The sequence below is a fragment of the Marinilactibacillus piezotolerans genome (genome assembly GCF_900114235.1).
In the GTDB taxonomy this organism is placed as follows: domain Bacteria; phylum Bacillota; class Bacilli; order Lactobacillales; family Carnobacteriaceae_A; genus Marinilactibacillus; species Marinilactibacillus piezotolerans.
Genome location: NZ_FOSJ01000049.1, coordinates 1 through 16,710 on the forward strand (window position 1 = coordinate 1; position 16,710 = coordinate 16,710).

19 protein-coding genes are annotated in these 16,710 nt (G+C 33.1%); 1 reads left to right on the top strand and 18 read right to left on the bottom strand.

All coding sequences use genetic code 11. The annotated features are described in order from the left end of the window. Nucleotides 1–205: 205 nt before the first annotated feature. The 18 genes from tkt to BM212_RS10015 form a co-directional block, all read right to left on the bottom strand. On the bottom strand, nt 206–2,203 hold the full coding sequence (gene tkt, locus BM212_RS09930; RefSeq protein WP_091898341.1) for a transketolase: 1,998 nt from the start codon (nt 2,201–2,203) through the stop codon (nt 206–208). Nucleotides 2,204–2,238: 35 nt separating this feature from the next. Next, the gene (locus tag BM212_RS09935) at nt 2,239–2,781 is read right to left on the bottom strand and encodes a beta/alpha barrel domain-containing protein (protein ID WP_091898343.1); all 543 of its coding nucleotides are present in this window, start codon (nt 2,779–2,781) and stop codon (nt 2,239–2,241) included. A 110-nt stretch (nt 2,782–2,891) separates the two neighbouring features. Then, nucleotides 2,892–3,236 (bottom strand): Lin0368 family putative glycerol transporter subunit, encoded by a 345-nt coding sequence (locus BM212_RS09940; RefSeq protein WP_072695185.1) that lies wholly within the window; start codon nt 3,234–3,236, stop codon nt 2,892–2,894. A 40-nt stretch (nt 3,237–3,276) separates the two neighbouring features. Beyond that, a complete protein-coding gene (locus BM212_RS09945; RefSeq protein ID WP_072695186.1) occupies nt 3,277–3,708 on the bottom strand; it encodes a Lin0368 family putative glycerol transporter subunit in 432 nt (143 codons plus the stop codon). Continuing rightward, nucleotides 3,705–4,388: a dihydroxyacetone kinase subunit DhaL gene (gene dhaL / locus BM212_RS09950; protein ID WP_072695187.1), complete on the bottom strand. Its 684-nt coding sequence runs from the start codon at nt 4,386–4,388 to the stop codon at nt 3,705–3,707. Before dhaL ends, BM212_RS09945 begins: the two co-directional genes overlap by 4 nt. 62 nt (nt 4,389–4,450) lie before the next feature. Beyond that, a complete protein-coding gene (locus tag BM212_RS09955; protein ID WP_072695188.1) occupies nt 4,451–5,443 on the bottom strand; it encodes a dihydroxyacetone kinase subunit DhaK in 993 nt (330 codons plus the stop codon). A 43-nt stretch (nt 5,444–5,486) separates the two neighbouring features. Then, nucleotides 5,487–5,870, bottom strand: coding sequence for a dihydroxyacetone kinase phosphoryl donor subunit DhaM (gene dhaM, locus BM212_RS09960; protein WP_072695189.1), 384 nt, complete (start codon nt 5,868–5,870; stop codon nt 5,487–5,489). An 81-nt stretch (nt 5,871–5,951) separates the two neighbouring features. Further along, the gene (locus BM212_RS09965; protein ID WP_072695190.1) at nt 5,952–6,728 is read right to left on the bottom strand and encodes a triose-phosphate isomerase family protein; all 777 of its coding nucleotides are present in this window, start codon (nt 6,726–6,728) and stop codon (nt 5,952–5,954) included. Nucleotides 6,729–6,746: 18 nt separating this feature from the next. Continuing rightward, the gene (gene fsa, locus BM212_RS09970; RefSeq protein WP_072695191.1) at nt 6,747–7,400 is read right to left on the bottom strand and encodes a fructose-6-phosphate aldolase; all 654 of its coding nucleotides are present in this window, start codon (nt 7,398–7,400) and stop codon (nt 6,747–6,749) included. 17 nt (nt 7,401–7,417) lie between these two features. Beyond that, the gene (locus tag BM212_RS09975) at nt 7,418–7,897 is read right to left on the bottom strand and encodes an RpiB/LacA/LacB family sugar-phosphate isomerase (protein WP_072695192.1); all 480 of its coding nucleotides are present in this window, start codon (nt 7,895–7,897) and stop codon (nt 7,418–7,420) included. A 56-nt stretch (nt 7,898–7,953) separates the two neighbouring features. Beyond that, on the bottom strand, nt 7,954–8,433 hold the full coding sequence (locus BM212_RS09980) for a phosphoheptose isomerase family protein (protein WP_072695193.1): 480 nt from the start codon (nt 8,431–8,433) through the stop codon (nt 7,954–7,956). Nucleotides 8,434–8,630: 197 nt separating this feature from the next. Next, nucleotides 8,631–9,383 carry a DeoR/GlpR family DNA-binding transcription regulator gene (locus BM212_RS09985; RefSeq protein WP_072695194.1) on the bottom strand — a complete coding sequence of 251 codons (753 nt, stop codon included), beginning with the start codon at nt 9,381–9,383 and terminating at the stop codon, nt 8,631–8,633. Nucleotides 9,384–9,645: 262 nt separating this feature from the next. Then, the gene (locus tag BM212_RS09990; protein WP_091898345.1) at nt 9,646–10,266 is read right to left on the bottom strand and encodes a hypothetical protein; all 621 of its coding nucleotides are present in this window, start codon (nt 10,264–10,266) and stop codon (nt 9,646–9,648) included. A gap of 758 nt (nt 10,267–11,024) precedes the next feature. Further along, on the bottom strand, nt 11,025–12,143 hold the full coding sequence (locus BM212_RS09995; protein ID WP_143744938.1) for an RES family NAD+ phosphorylase: 1,119 nt from the start codon (nt 12,141–12,143) through the stop codon (nt 11,025–11,027). A gap of 2 nt (nt 12,144–12,145) precedes the next feature. Then, nucleotides 12,146–13,078 (bottom strand): sce7725 family protein, encoded by a 933-nt coding sequence (locus tag BM212_RS10000; RefSeq protein ID WP_091898349.1) that lies wholly within the window; start codon nt 13,076–13,078, stop codon nt 12,146–12,148. Nucleotide 13,079: 1 nt separating this feature from the next. Then, nucleotides 13,080–13,928, bottom strand: a complete 849-nt coding sequence (locus tag BM212_RS10005; protein WP_091898351.1) for a sce7726 family protein — start codon at nt 13,926–13,928, stop codon at nt 13,080–13,082. Between the two features lie 407 nt (nt 13,929–14,335). Continuing rightward, a complete protein-coding gene (locus tag BM212_RS10010) occupies nt 14,336–15,415 on the bottom strand; it encodes an IS30 family transposase (protein WP_072694380.1) in 1,080 nt (359 codons plus the stop codon). Nucleotides 15,416–15,737: 322 nt separating this feature from the next. Beyond that, a complete protein-coding gene (locus BM212_RS10015) occupies nt 15,738–16,373 on the bottom strand; it encodes a transaldolase family protein (protein WP_091898353.1) in 636 nt (211 codons plus the stop codon). Between the two features lie 142 nt (nt 16,374–16,515). On the opposite strand from BM212_RS10015, the gene BM212_RS10020 reads away from it, so the two are divergent. After that, a partial coding sequence (locus tag BM212_RS10020; protein ID WP_177206428.1) for a transposase occupies nt 16,516–16,710 on the top strand: 195 nt, incomplete at its 3' end.

A 16,710-nucleotide genomic window follows, 5' to 3' on the forward strand; every position in this document is an offset into this window, starting at 1 on the left:
GAGTGGCTTTTTCGCCCGCAACAGGTGGCTCTATGTTATGCATTCGTTGGCTCTTTTTTCCACATACGTGGCTCTATTCGTCCGCAATATTCATTTACTTAGCTTTATATAATTTGATCTATCAAATACTTATATCCTAGCTTCTTTTCACATATATGAAATTTAATAGAATTTTAAAATAAGATTCTCTCTGTTTATCCTTCAATTAACTCAATTCGTTGTAAGTCTTAACGATATTCTGAACTGTAAATCCATATGCTTCAACAATTGCGTTTCCTTCCCCGCTCTGACCGAATTTATCTATGGTCACTTTCGCACCTTTCATTCCAGTGTAACGGTCCCAACCGAATGAGGAGCCCATTTCAATAGCTACTCGTTTTGTAACAATTGCTGGAAGGACAGATTCTTTATAATCGTTTGATTGCTTTTCGAATAAATCCATACTTGGCATGGATACAACTGAAACGTCTTCACCATTTGCATTCAATTGTTTCTGTGCCTCGATTGCTAAAGAGACTTCAGATCCAGTTGCAATTAGAATACCAGTCGGTTTCTCGCTTTCAGATGGAGAGATGACATAGGCTCCTTTTTTCACGCTTTCGCGAGCTAGTTTGTTTGTATTCGGCAAGACTGGAAGGTCCTGACGAGTCAATACCAGCATAGTAGGCGTTTTAGTTGATTCTACTGCAATTTCCCAAGCAGCCGCTACTTCATTTCCGTCAGCCGGACGAATCACTGACAAGTTATGCATACCACGATAGCTTGATAGTTGCTCAACAGGTTCATGAGTCGGTCCATCTTCTCCAACCGCAATAGAGTCATGTGTCATGACATAAATTGCAGGGATTTCTGAAAGAGCAGCTAACCGAACTGCCGGACGTAAATAATCAGAAAAAACAAAGAATGTACTAACGTATGATTTCGTTCCACCATGCAATAAAATCCCATTCAATGCTGCAGCCATTGCAAATTCTCTCACACCATACCAGATATTTCGACCATCGTACTGGTCTGCAGAGAAATCGTTCTGATTACTGATCATTGTTTTGTTAGATCCGGATAAATCAGCAGATCCGCCCCAAAAATTTGGTACAGCTTTTGCTATAGCGTTTAATACTTCTCCACTGGAAGCTCGTGTAGCTTTCGCTCCATCCTGTTCTAAATATACAGGAAGATTTTCCTGCCAGTTTTCTGGAAGGGAACCATCCATCATATCAGTAAAGGAAGCAGCCAATTCAGTATGTTTGGCTTTATAAGAGTCTATCCGTTTATTCCAGTCTTCTTCAAATTGTTGTCCTTTTTCAATCATCCGTTCTGAAAAACGTTGTTGTACAGACTCAGGAACGTAGAAGTCTTCCCCTTCCCAAAGATATGCTTTTTTAGTAGCCGTAATACTTTCAGCTCCAAGAGGTGCACCGTGAACAGCAGACGTTCCTGCGTTTTCTGCTCCATATCCAATTACCGTCTTAACTTCGATCAAAGTTGGCTGATCTTTGTTTTCTTTTGCCTGTTCAATTGCTTTATTAATACTTTCAAGATCATTTCCATCTTCTACTCGGATATGCTCCCAGTTATAAGCCTCAAATCGCTTACCGACATTTTCTGTAAATGCCTTTTCAATAGGTCCGTCTAACTGGATATCATTGGAATCATATAAAACGATTAGTTTACCTAATTTCAAATGACCAGCAAGAGAAGCAGCTTCTTGAGAAACGCCTTCTTGCAAATCTCCATCACCACAGAGCGCATACGTGTAGTGATCAACAATGTTATGACTTTCTTTATTATATATAGCTCCTAAGTGTGCTTCAGCCATTGCAAATCCAACAGCATTCGCAATACCCTGACCTAGTGGACCGGTTGTTGCTTCCACTCCATCTGTTATATGCACTTCTGGATGTCCAGGCGTTTTACTCCCCAATTGACGGAAATTTTTCACATCATCAATAGAGACATCATATCCAGATAAATGTAATAAACTGTACAGTAATGCTGATCCGTGACCAGCAGATAGTATGAACCGATCGCGATCAAACCATTTTGAGTTCTTCGGATTCACTTTTAAGTGACGTGTCCATAAAGTATAAGCCATTGGTGCAGCGCCCATTGGTAATCCTGGATGTCCAGAATTTGCTTTCTGAACTGCATCAATACTTAGAGTCCGGAGCGTATTTACCCCAAGTTCATCTATTTTGTCAAACAACTACATTACCTCCAAAGCAAATTTATGATTCTATATTATTCATTAATAAGTTTCTTTTCTGTTGTTTCTTCATAATCTTTGACCATAGTCTCCCAAGAGGTATCGATTTGTTCAGTAAGTCCAAATAATCCGCTTCGCCCAACGATATAGATATCTGGACCGGCTGCATCGATTTTTTTGAAAGTTTTTCTATTAGAAGAACCGTCCATTTCAATAACGTATTTATATCCCTTTTCTTCTCTAAGCTTTTTCAAATCAACGATTTTATCTAACGTACCGTCAATGAATCTCTGCCCAGCAAATCCAGGATCAACTGTCATAATTGTAATTTTATCCAATAAATCAATATAGGGGAAAATTGTTTCAATTGGCGTTTCAGGATTTAGTACGATTCCAGCCTTTAATCCCGCATCATGAATCTGATCAATCAAACGAAAAGCCAGCCCATCTAGCACTTCTGCATGCATGCAGATCCATTCACATTTCAAATCAACTAGTTGCTGAACCCAGAAACTTGGATCAGTTACCATCAAATGTACAGACATTGGAAGATCACTGATTTTTCTAGTTTCCTCAATAAACCACGTATTAGGAACTTTTTAAAATAATCTTTCTAAATTTTTTTGCATTTCACTTATCATCATAACAATATGGAAAGTGTGTTCTATAAAATTAAAATAGAAATTCGTCATAAGAAAAAAGATAATACCAATCCAGCTAGTACTCCTCCAGATAATCCTGCACTAATATTTCTCATTGAAGGTTTAACTTTTCCCCCACGAACAATCGAAGCCACATAAACTCCAACTGCTGCTGCAACTGCCATATCAATCCAAGCACCATTTTCAGATTGAGTAATCATAGGATTATTTATTCCATGATTTATAGTCCATACCGTACCCACGATAAAAGCAGCAGCCATCCAACCACCTATCGGACCAAAATCATCAACTAGCTTGCCCCAAGATAATCTAATCATGAACGGAAATAAGAATCCCCCTACCATCGTTGCAATAGCTTGCCCAGTTGTCATTATTTTTCCTCCTTATTAAATTCATATTTGAGATTTTCAATTACTTTAGATTAGATTCTGAACCATCATACTTTGGTCCTGGTGTTTCGTCAGCTGGTTTAAAAGCATGTTTTTTATCCTGCTCTTTTTCCATATTTTCTTCAATAAGCCCTGCAGCAATACCTCCGATAATAGCACCAATGATAACAAGTGATAGTGTTGGAATTGTACTAGTAAATGCTTCAAATCCGTTCATGAAAATATCGCGGAAGATTCCTGCAACACCAATTCCGAAAGCCATATCTACAAACGCGTGATCCTCCGGAATATCAATTAGTCCGATATAATGATTCAAATAATACATAGGACCAATTATTATTATTGCTGCCATATATCCTCCCGCTATTCCATAAGAATCTACCAGACCATTCCATATACTCATTACCAGCAAACCAGCGATAAAATATCCGATTATTGCTCTAAAAAATTTCATCTCATACTCTCTCCATTCTTGATTCTATTTTTTTCATCACTATCTTGAAAAGATTCGTAAAATGCTTTGAAAATTAAGTATGATGATTCTGCTCCTGGATCCCGATGACCAATAGCACGTTCACCCAATCTAAGAGAACGACCTTTTTTTGCTATTAGGGGATCTGTATTTTTTGCACCTTGTTTTAAAACTTCTATAAATTCTTTGAATATTTCCAGTTCTCTACCATTTGGATCTGATTCTTTCAAATAGTCTGCTCCTGGACGCAAAGAATCAATCATAGTTTTATCTCCCACTTGTGCTTTTCCTCGCATTTCAACAGCTGCTACTCCGTTATCAATCATCTTAATAAACTCTTCAAAAGTAACAACTTCTTTTCCTTTTACATCAGTGCCCATTTTCATAAAAAAACTACCATATAACGGCCCAGATGCTCCTCCTACTTTACCAAGTAAAGTCATACCAACTTTCTTTAGAAAAGAACTAATGTCTTCAGTGTTTTCATTAAGTTCACTTAATCTTTTAGTAACTTCTCGAAAACCAATACTTAAATTGATTCCATGATCTCCATCACCAATATCAGAGTCCAATTTAGTTAGATAATTCCGTTCTTTTTCAATCATCTCGGCTATCTTTTTGATGCTTTCCACAAAGTAATCTTTTGATAAAGTAACTACCATAATAATCCCTCCTTAGTCAATACAAATAAACGATTAAAGCCGTACCCAAAATCAGCATACTTTTATTGTTTGAAGTATGGTGTATCACAAGATGCCGCCAATAATTCTCTTAATTCATTATCCAGTTTTACTAGTGTGACAGACATCCCAATCATATCCATTGAAGTAGCATAGTTACCTACTAATGATCGATCAATAATAATCCCTTTTTCTTCAAGTACTTGATCAACACGTCGATAACATATATATTGATCCATTAAAGGAAGCGATCCTAACCCATTTATCATCACAAGTGTTTCATCCCCCTCTTTGATTGGAGAACGTTCTAGTAAATGATTAAGAATCTCATCAATTACTTCATTAGCTGGTTTAAGTTTTTTTCGCTCTATCCCTGGTTCACCATGAAGCCCCATTCCAACCTCCATGTCACCTTCGTTCATTTCAAAAATTGCTTCTCCCGTTACCGGTAACGTTGCTGAAGATAGCGCAACTCCTAATGAAAAAGTATTTCTATTAGCTTTTTCAGTCAGCTGAACAACTTTGTCTAAATCATATCCTTTTGCAGCAGCAGCAGCAGCAGTTTTGAATACAATTAAATCACCTGCTACCCCTCTTCTATCTTCAAAATTAGTAGATGAATATACATCATCTTTTACACTAACGCTCTCGACACGTATCCCCTCGTCAGCAGCCATTTCAGCACCCATGTCAAAATTTAATACATCTCCTGCATAATTTCCATATAAGTATAAACATCCTTTTCCACTATCTACTTCTTTGACTGAAATATAACAAGGCTCAGGGGAAGGAGAAGTATTAACATTACCAATTACCGCTGCATCCGCAAAATCTTTTCCAACATATCCTAAAAACATTGGTTCATGTCCTGCACCTCCACCTAAAATGATACGTACTCTAGGTTCTTCACTCATAACTTTACTAACTATCACTCGATCAGATTCTTCGGAAAACCGTACGTAGTCAGAATGTACTTTTGTATACCCTTCCAACATTTCTTCCACTACGTCATACCCATCATTAATTAATCTACCCATTTAAAAAACCTCCTATAATATTAATGTTACAATCAAGTTTATTTTAACAATTAGCAACTTCAACTAAAATTTCATTCAATGAAGAATTAATAGATGCTCTCACAGCAGCCGCAAATGCACCTTCAACTAATGGAGCATCTACAAGTTGAATTTTTGTTTTTAATGTTTCTGCTTCTATTAAATCAAGTGCTGTTTCAGCACTTAATACAGCGCTTCCAATATCCGAAAAAATAAGGATATATTCTGCTTCTTTAAATTGCTCAATACATTTTAAAATTTCAAGACTATTGGTTCCTAAGCGACCATCTTCTGTCCCACCACATGATTTGATTTTTACACTTTCAGAAGTTCCAATCATTTCATCAATCATTTCTTTTATGCCGTCTGTAATTTTTTTGCTATGAGAAACTAAAATTATACCAATCAAGTTATATCCTCCAGTATACTTATTTATTAATTAAACTTACTATTTTCCAAATACATTTTTCAAAAAATCTTAATACTTTATTTAATATTTCTTTGCTCGCTTCACTTCATCCACAATCGATAAGAGCTGATTTGGATCATGTCCGAATCTACCAACAAATAAACCGTCCACATCCTTATGCTGAGTTAATTGATATGCATTATTTTTGCTAACAGAACCACCATATATGATTGTAATCAATTCTGCAGTCGTCTCATCAAGTAGTTCTGTTAGGCATTCTCTAATCAATTGGTGTGAGCGGTGCACATAATCTGCATCTGCCGCTTTTTCCTTACCTATTGCCCAAAATGGTTCATACGCAATTATTAAACTACTGTATAAATTTTTCTTTGAGGCAGCTAAACACTCATTTAAATCGTCGTAAAAAATACTTTTTAATTTTACTGAATCTATTTGTCGAGTTACCTCTCCTAAACATAAAATTGGAGATAATCCATATTCCAATGTCAAAGTAATTTTATCTGCAATCATTTTATTATTTTCTTGAAAAATCGTACGCCTTTCATAATGTCCAATTTCAACGAGTGAGCAATTTAACTCTTTAAGTGCCTCTATAGAAATCTCTCCAGTATATGCACCATTAGCTTCAGGTGCAATATTTTGAGAACCATAAAGAATTGAAGAATCATTCAATTCATTCGCCACTGGATACAATGAAGTTGCAGTGGGTAAATAGAATACTTCTACAGCATCTTCATTCAATAGTAAATTTTTCATAATTTTAGCATATTCAATGGCCTGCTCAGGAAGGTTCTGGTATAGTTTCATACTGATTCCTACTTTAGGTTTTCGGGTCATTAGCCAGTCCTCCTAAGTTTAACTGATTTTTTTCTGATAGTTCTCCCAATCTTTCAAGAAACCTTCAATTCCTTTATCAGTCAATGGATGTGCTGCCATTTTACTAAATTGACTTCCTGGTATAGTCGCAATGTGAGCACCTACTTTAGCAACATTTTCTACATGAGCAGTTGTTCGAATACTAGCAGATATAATTTCTGTTTCGAATCCAAATTCGTCAAATATATCTTTCAAATCACTGATTACTCCAAGACCGTCACTGCTAATATCTTCTAGCCTCCCCATAAAAGGGCTTACATAAGTAGCGCCTGCTTTAGCTGCCATTAAACCTTGTGCTACTGAAAAGATCAGAGTAACGTTCGTTTTAATACCTTCCTGAGATAATATATGAACTGCTTTTAATCCTTCAATTGTCATTGGTATTTTAACTACCACATTTTTTGACCACGTAGCTAGCTCTCTTGCTTCATCAATCATATCATCAGCTTTTAAGCTAATAACTTCTGCACTGACAGGCCCATTTACAATACTGCAAATTTCTTTAATGACTTCTTCAAACGGCCTCCCTTCTTTAGCAATTAAAGTCGGGTTAGTCGTTACACCGTCCAATAAACCTAATGAATTCGCATAGCGAATCTCTTCAACGTTAGCTGTATCAATAAAAAATTTCATTAATTTAAACTCCTTTTTTAGCATTTTTTAAAATTGTCAACTGATGTAGCATAATTTTCTTTTTCTTTTTCCATGATTTGCTCGACCTTACGTCCTGAGTTACCACCTTTAAAAGTTAAACTTAAATATTCTTTAACGAGATGCTTCATAACATCAACTCCGATAATTTTAGCACCAAAAGTTATGATTTGTGCATTATTGCTAAGCTGTGCTCTTTCAGCTGAATAAGGATCATGTACTTGCGCTGCTCGAATACCTGGTATTTTATTAGCAGATATCGCTACCCCTATACCTGTTCCGCAAATTAAGATTCCTCTTTCAACCTCGTTATTTATAATTGCTTCTCCAACTTTAAATGCGATACCTGGATAGTCCACCGCATCTACTGAATAACAACCATAATCTCGAACTTCATGACCTAACTCTTGAGTTAAATAATTTTTCAACTCTTCTTTTGCTTCGAAAGCATTATGATCAGCTCCGATTCCAATTTCCACAAAAACAACTCCTTTATATAGTATTTAAGCGTTATTAACCGTGTACATATTTTTGCTCAAGAATAACTACGAGCAATTTTTTCTTTCATAATTCCTAATACTATTTCTAGCGCTTCTAAAAAAACTTTATTGTAAGTAGTTTCTTCAACACCTTCAGAATTTGGAACATGTATTCCAAGTACATCTTTGCTTAGGTAACTTATTGAAGATTCAATTTCATCTGTAATACCAGTTAACTTTGCCAGTTTAGCTTCAAATTCCTTTGCTTTTTCTAAATTGGCAACAGTTGGTTCTCCCTGAATAACAAAAAACAGAACGTCATGTTTGTCTACTAAAGATAAATCTTCTACTTCCATTGCATTAATTGGATTATATTGCCTTAAAAAATATTCAACTTTTTCTTTTACCGGTGTTTCTGCTAGATAATAGACTTGTTTAGGATTTTTCAAATGATCTGCCACACAACTAACTTCTCTACGAATCACACTGTCTAATGTTTTTGAAAGAAGCTTCTGTTGTTCTTCATTATTGACCATTTCATCACCACCTTTTTCTTTATTATATATTCAGTATAAGTTATAAAACCTAAATGTCAAGCTAAATTAACATAAACATTACATAAAGTTACTACTTTTTTTGTTATTTATCAAATTAAACTAACAAACATGTTATTTTTCTTATATAAACATACTGAAAAAGGACTTTTCTAAAGAAAAGTCCTTTTTTATAAAAATTAACAAATAAACAAGTCTATATTATAATCTCGTAAAAACAATTCATATTCTTCAGGAATAAATTGGTCTGTTATAATACCATCAATTTCATCTAAATGTGCATAAGTTACCAAAGCTGACTTACCCATTTTTTCTGATCCGACTAAAGCATATGTTTTTCGAGATTTAGATACTACAGCACTTTTGATTTCATATTCTTGGTTATCAGAATTGGATAGACCTGAAACGATAGAAACAGCCGAAGCAGCCATAAAAGCTTTGTGAATATTATATTTTTTTAAAATGTCTGTTGCAACTGCTCCAATGAAAGAATGTGTATTTTTATGATAAGTTTCTCCAAAAATAATCAATTTAACGTTGGGCATCAGCGCTGCTTTATTAATCACAATCAAGCTATTAGTGATAATAGTCAGTCTAATTTCTTCTGGCAAAAAATCTGTTATAAACTGAGTAGTTGTCCCCGAATCAATAAAAATTATATCATTTTCTTTAATTTCATCTGCAGCTCGTTTAGCTATATTTTTCTTTCCATTAAGAGCTTGCTGGTTTCGTTCTTCAAAAGGTGGTAAAAAAGTTTCAATAAATTCTACTCCACCGTATACTTTTTCATAATAATCTAATTTAACAATCTCGTTAACATCTTTTCTAACAGTATTTTTAGATACTTTAAACAATTCACATAGTTCATCCAAAGATACATGCTTTTTTTGCTTGATATATTGTTCCATTTCATGAATTCGTTTTGATTTCACTCAAAGTACTCCCTTACATTGAGAAATTCTTGTCTTTCAAATGTTTTATACTATACCAATATATAGATAATATTATCTTATCATGAAGTGAACTTTATGGCAACTTTATAGTAACACTTAATCATCTTTAGATAAATGTTACAAAATAAAGATATCCAATATTACTTTGTAATATATTATTAAAACAATAAGTTTTTTATGTGGTTTTTTTAATTCAATAATATTCCTGCTTGGCTATTTTCAAGCGCAATAGATTATTCATTTAGTCACTATATTTATTCTTCTGGAATTTTAAAAATTTGTATTTCTGGTTAAAATTGATATAGATATTATAGCTTTGATTTGATAGAACATGACGTATCTTTTCATAATCAGTTTTAGTTCTATCAGAATCAGGTGCTAGTTCAATGACCATATGTTTCTCTTCTGTGTCTTTAAATGAATAATTTTTAATTCCTCCATGTTCGATAAGTTTATTAATGAGATTATAAATAACCACATAAATTCCAACATTTTTCCCTATTTCTTTTTCTAAAAACTTCCTAAGTACAGGAGTAAAAAAAGAGTAACTTTTTTCATTAGAAACTTTTCTTTTCATGCAGAAAAGTAGTTTATTTATTAACTGAAAAATAACTAGCTCAGTAATAATTACCAATACAAAAGAACTAACATAATACCATAGAAAATACCATGTTTGCTCAGTAAAATATTGGGCAGTATAGTTAACAACAAAAGTAATTAGCCCCATCATTACTATTAAGCTATTTTTCTCATCTGACTGAGTATGATCAAAAAAGTCAAGTAAATCTAAAGAATTAAGTAACAAATAATGAATAGTTCCTAAAACTGTTGATATCGCTAGTAAAGGTATATACTGTTCCATTATTCATTCTTCTTTTTTTCTTTGGTAATATACTAGAATGTTTTTTGCCAAATTGGGTAGGTCAATTTATACCTCTCTCATTAATATAATTTTTGTGTTATTTTTTTAACTTTTTCTTATCAGGCATATTCTTTTCACTTCCTAAATATTTTCAAAATCATTTAACTCTTGTAATTTTAAATTCTATTCCTCTCGACTAGTCTTCTATAATGTTCTTCTAAAGCAGTTAATTTACAAGATTTACTTTCCATAGCAGCATTCAACATATGTTCTGTAACAACCGCTTATAATAGATTCAAACAATTATATTTATGAAGAATCGCAAAAGTTTTTGTGTGTGATTCGGCATATCCTCACTTTTCCCATCATTTCAGGTTCATAAGTGTAGTTGTTTTTCTCACAGGAATAAATTCCTTTACATTCTTTGAATATATTCTCAATACTAAAAGCAAAGATTTACAAACCGATTGAAGTAATGAATATTATGTCAGGATATTTTTTATAACTAGCTATAATTCTATCTATTCTTGCTAACTCAGTACTTTTGACTACTGTGTCAAACTGCATTAATACTTCTATGCTCTCTTGCACACACTTTGTTGAATCATAAATCTTCAATTTTTTTATCTATGTAGCTAATAAGATTTACTGCATTTTCGTAAACTATCTTAGAAAAGAATACACTAGATATTTCTACATTATTTCACTCTACTCTGATTTCAAAGAAAAACAAGTAATTAAATCATCATATTTAATAATTAATAGCTTTGGATCTCCGAAGCGCTATAGCGGACTTCCTTCACTGTACTCTTTTCCAACTGAATACACTTTGCAAGCGAAGGATCAAATAACAACAGATTCTTTTTACCTTTTTTCATCACACTACTATACAAAATACCATCGAAATTCAACCGATGAGCCTTAATGAAATCACTAACGTATTGTAAAGGTATGTAGTTCTTAGATTTCGTATACTCATTTGTAGGTTTTGTTAATTCAAAGGTGATTTTTTCGAGAATGTTCTTGTTGAGATAATATTTTAAATACTCTTCATCTTTACTGTTATCGAAAACTCTTAATTGAAAATCATTACATAAATTAGCTACGATTAGTTTATCTTTACTAATACCAAAAGTCCCGGTATACACAGTATCGTGAAATGCCGCCCTTACTTCTTGCCATGTCGTCTCTATATCATCTGATAAATATAAAACACTAATTAATTCAGAGTTTAATCTACCTGATTTAGCTTTACCTTTTGGTGGAGCTGACATTTCAGCTAATTCCAAGTTTTTATCATTAGATATTCTACTCCGAAAATACTTTTTATCTGTAGGATCAATAACATCATAAGACTTCGAGATGAAATGTTCGAGAGTTTTGTTATTCATTAATTTTTGATGGAATCTATTTTCATACGTTATTTCTTCAATAAATGCATCCCAATCATTATTACCACTTATGAGTAGATGGTGACTCTCTGTATTCATATCTTCTATAATTCCCACGGGACTATCTAAAACTCTGGTATCCAAATCAGAATTTCCATCAAATAAATAAGACAACAAGTTGTATATTTTTTCGCTTTCAATTTCAAAAATCGGCCAGTCATTTTTCAAGGAATCTTTTATAAGTTTCGTCTTTGCACTTGGAAAATCATCTGGTAATTCAGAAACAACTTCATATAACTCTATGATTTGTCTTAAAAAATCTTTTACATATAAAGTGATTTCCTCATTTTCATTTGTATCACAAATAAATACATTTTTATGTGTTGGGTTAAGCTCACAATTTCCTTTTTCGTTTCCAGACTGAATAATATCTTTAATTTGTTTTGATTTAAAACATTCGTCGCAAAACCTCATTGGAAAACTCACCCCTAATCATTTAAATCATTGGCTAAAAATCTATCCATAATTTCTAAATGGTGTTTTAATGAAAGTTTTTTTACATAACCCAATCCAGGATATTTTTTATTATCTAGTAAAGTCACGAATTCTTCCATAGCCGAAGAATGATTAAGTTTTTTAAAATCTTGATCTTTACTCTCTTTTAAAAACCATTGAACTAACTTTTCTAACGCTTCAGAAAATTTACCTGCTGGGTTTGAAATATCTTCATTTGAATCAGAAACGAAATGACGAATCATCATCGTTTCTTCCTTTTCGTCAAAATAAACAATATGGAGGGCTACAGCCATTGGTGCAAATCCGCTCGTGCTATATTCTTCTCCAACAATAGAGTAATCAGAAAACGCTACAAAACCTTCTTCCCTATAGTATAAATGGTCATCTGAATAAAACTCAGGTGTGTTAGAATCATAATCTGCATTTCTTTTCTTTTTTTCAAATACGTCTCGATAAAGTCCTACTTCATTATTTGGAAAATATCTAGTATCTCTATTATTTGTGATAAAACTGATTTTTGGATTAATATGTAACTTATCCAATTCTACTTTCTTATCAATATCTTCTCTATTTTTATAAAAGACAATGGAAGGTAATTCTCCTAATTGAGGTATATAATTTACATAATCATCATCTTCCATTAAAAGAGCTGGAAATACAGATTGCGATTCACTGATCAAATTCTCTAAAGTTGGAGATATCTCAAAATCCTCAACCTGTGTATTTAACGTTAAATATAATTGATACTCTTTTTCAATATACTGTTTTAACGTAATTTCAAAAGTGTTTGTCTCTTTAATCGGTTCAATTACAGGTATAACTTTCCCAGTTAATAAACCTTCATCCAACAGTTCACGTATTGCTAACAACTCATTCTGTCTACCTCTTAAAAATGGAAAATACATTTTATTCACCTTCTAGTTTAGATTTTAAAGATTGTTTATTTGTCCTAGATAATTTACTAAAATAATAAAGTGCTCTCATTTCATATGGAATCTGTAGAAAAAACTCTTTGTCATCAATTAGATTCGTTCTCTTCTTCATTTCAATTAACATATGATTATACAGTATCTCCATTGGTATTTTTTTAAATTCCTGATAATAATCATCAAATTTTTTAAATTGATTCGTCTCAGGTAATTCCTCTAATTCTTTCAACAGTATTGTTTCTCTTTCATGTTGCCTTAACAACTTATACATGGTTTTATAATCTAAAGATTTTGTATTTCTATCTGGATATTTTTTCAAACTAATGGTATTTTTTGGTGTTAAAATCGAAATACCAACCGGACTTCCTTCAAATTTTTCCAATAATTTTTCTTTATATTTCTCTACTGAAATGATGACAACATGATCAAATACTTTATAATAGTCTTCAACTTGCTTTTCAACCTTAGTAAGATTATCGTATTCTGTTTTTATTTCATATACAACTGCTTTACCATTAATTAATACAAAATCAGCTACAGATTGAGAAATTGGTAATTCTGCTAATGCAGTTGTGGTATTTATTGAATGTACCCCTAGCAAAAGTTTGTTAAGTAAAGTATTTTTAAAAAAATATTCATTTCTATATTCTTTTTCAATATAAGAATATACCTCCTGAAATTGATTTACAAAACTAATATCAGACTTCCCTGAAGAATTACTAAAATATTGATACGCTTTACTTAAAATAGCACTTTCATTTTTATTAACGACATCATTTAGGGTTGATTGAGAAAAAACTCTATTAATTAATAGATTCTTATTCATTTTTCACACCCTCATTCTTTCTAATTTATTCATATTAATTAAACCATACAAGTATTAAGTTTACAATGTATGTGTCAAGTTATTGGAGGAAACTTTTTCTAGAATTTCGGATTCGATTTTTAGTCTTCTTTTTTCACCTTTGTGTGATTCTTTATCTCAAAACGTTGCTTAAATGAATCGATTAGATTTTTTCTAAATCGACCTTATCAAGAATTTTTTACCAAAATTTCAAGTTTAAGTTAGCCACTTAGTAAAACTAAATTTCATGCGATATTTGACGGTTACTATCTGTGTAGTGAGGGCTTGATAATGAGCTGAGACATGATAGTCTTTTGACAAGCTGGCTTCAGCCAGCTCTACAGCTTTAAAATCATGTCGAAGGAGGCTCGTTGTCAAGCCCTCACGGGTTAAGCCACTTGCTTTTCTAATCGTAAGGCATTGACGAAACACTCATGAGGTGTTTTATAATCCAATATTTTTCTGGGATAATCGTTCATCCATTGTTGTATACGCAAGCATTGTGCTTCTGAGACTCGACCAATCGGCTTCCCTTTGGGAATGAAACGACGAATGAATTTATGCTGGTTCTCACTTGTTCCCCGTTCAAACGATGCATAGGGATGACTAAAATAGATGTCTAAAGTATCCTTTAAGGCCTCATAAAGTCCTGCAAACTCAGAACCGTTATCAGATGTTATCGTTTTAAATAATGTAGAGAATGTATGACCTGATCGTTTTTGAAGGTCACGAATCGCCTGATTAACCGATTCCTGATCTTTTCCATTTACTTTTAAGATGACTTCAAATCGGGTCTGTCGTTCAGCCAAAGTGAGCAGTACAGCATCGGTCTTTTCTTTATTACCTACTACTGTATCAATTTCCCAGTGACCAAACGATTCACGGGTATCGATTTCTTTTGGTCGACGATCAATCGATGGGCCGAGAACGCGTTTATTTGGCCGTTTCTTTTGAGCAGAAACCTTTGGTTTCCGAGATAACTTTTCCAGCAAATCAATGTTTTTCGTTCTCATAATTCCTCTATCTATCCAGCCATAAAGCGTGGTTGTACAAGGGATAATTGAAGCATCGAACAATTCATGTCTTTTAGCAAAACCAACCACAGTATCAGGGGACCATTTATCATCCAGCATTTTCTCATCAGCCCATTCAATGAACGCATCTGTATCGGCCCATTTTGGCCGCCGGCCACAGTTCAATCGCTGTTTATCATAGTCAGCTTGAGCAGCATCAGCATCATATACATCGTCATAATAATCGTAGATCTTACCGTTTTGCTTTTGACGTCTTAGTTGAGTAACGGTTCCGCGCTGGATTTCATTATTGATGGTCTGAGGAACTCGCCCGATGACATCAGCAATGCGACGATTGGAGTAGTCTTCCTGCTTCAACACAGCTATTTGAACCCTCTCTGCGTATGATAAGTGTTTTCCTTTACGTGCTAATGTGTTATCGTTAGAGTGCGTCATGTGAATTCATCCTGTCTATTGAGAGTTAGTGGTAACTTCAATATAACATGAAATTCACATGGCGTTTTTTGTATGTTAGCTCAGGTGACTAACTTCATTATAAAATCCAGCCAAGAATTTTTTATACAAGTTTTTATAAAACAGTTCTAAAAAAGACTTATAAAAAAACACAACCCTTTAATATCTTCTAAAATAGATATTAGTGGACATTGTGTTTTATTATTTTGTTCTAGAGAATAAGAAGGTAATTTTGATAATTTTCTTTTTTGCTAAACAATTTTCGTATATTTATTTTACTATATTATTTTTTTAAAGCATAGTTTTATTTGCTCTTCAATTTACATGAATCTTTTTCAAATTGATCAATTGCTTCTTCTACTAATGGATTAGATAACATAGCTTGAATTATTTCTGGAGAAATCGTTATGGTATCTGCTCCGGCATCTAGAGATTTTATAACTTGACTTGGGTTTTTGAAACTTGCTCCCATAATCTGAGCTTTAAGGGAATTCAACTCTATATAGTTTTTCGTCATCTTAATTTCACTATATGAATCTATATGATTCAATTCCATTCGATTTACATAAAATGCTAAATAGTCACATCCTGCTTTTGCTCCTAGTATCCCTTGATTCGAAGTATATATAGCCGTACCTAAGACTATTTGATGAGTATTCCCTTGTTTTATGTGATTAATCAGCTTAAGCCCTTCTATATTGATTGGAACTTTTATTCCAACCTTCTCATTAAAATACATAGAACTTCGAATACTCTCATAATCTGCCTTCATTTCTTTATATGATTTCCCAGTAATTTGAACAAAAAGTTGATTTATATTTTCTTTTGAAAAATCCTTTAGAACATTTTCTCGTTGAATATTTTCTTTAAATAAAATACTTGGATTTGTTGTTATACCATTAAAAATTCCTATATTTTTATAACCTCCTGAATAATTCATACTTTCTTTTGGAACATGTAGAAACTGCCTAACGGCAGGTGAAATTAACTTTTTATATCATCACCCTTTAAGTGATGAAAAAAGAACCCCTTTCTGATATGGTAAAGGTGACTAAACCAACCACAAGAAAGGAGTTCTTCTAATGATTAGCTTACACAAAAATCAAGTTAAATTCAATTCAAACATCACTATTTCCCATACAGGTGGTCGCTTATCAAGCGATTCTGGATTAGTCTTAGTTAAAGAAGTCATGAATACCTTCAATTTCTCTGAACTGGCCAAAGGCCTGTTGCACATAACGGATCATCGTGCCTATTTCACCCATGATAATATAGCG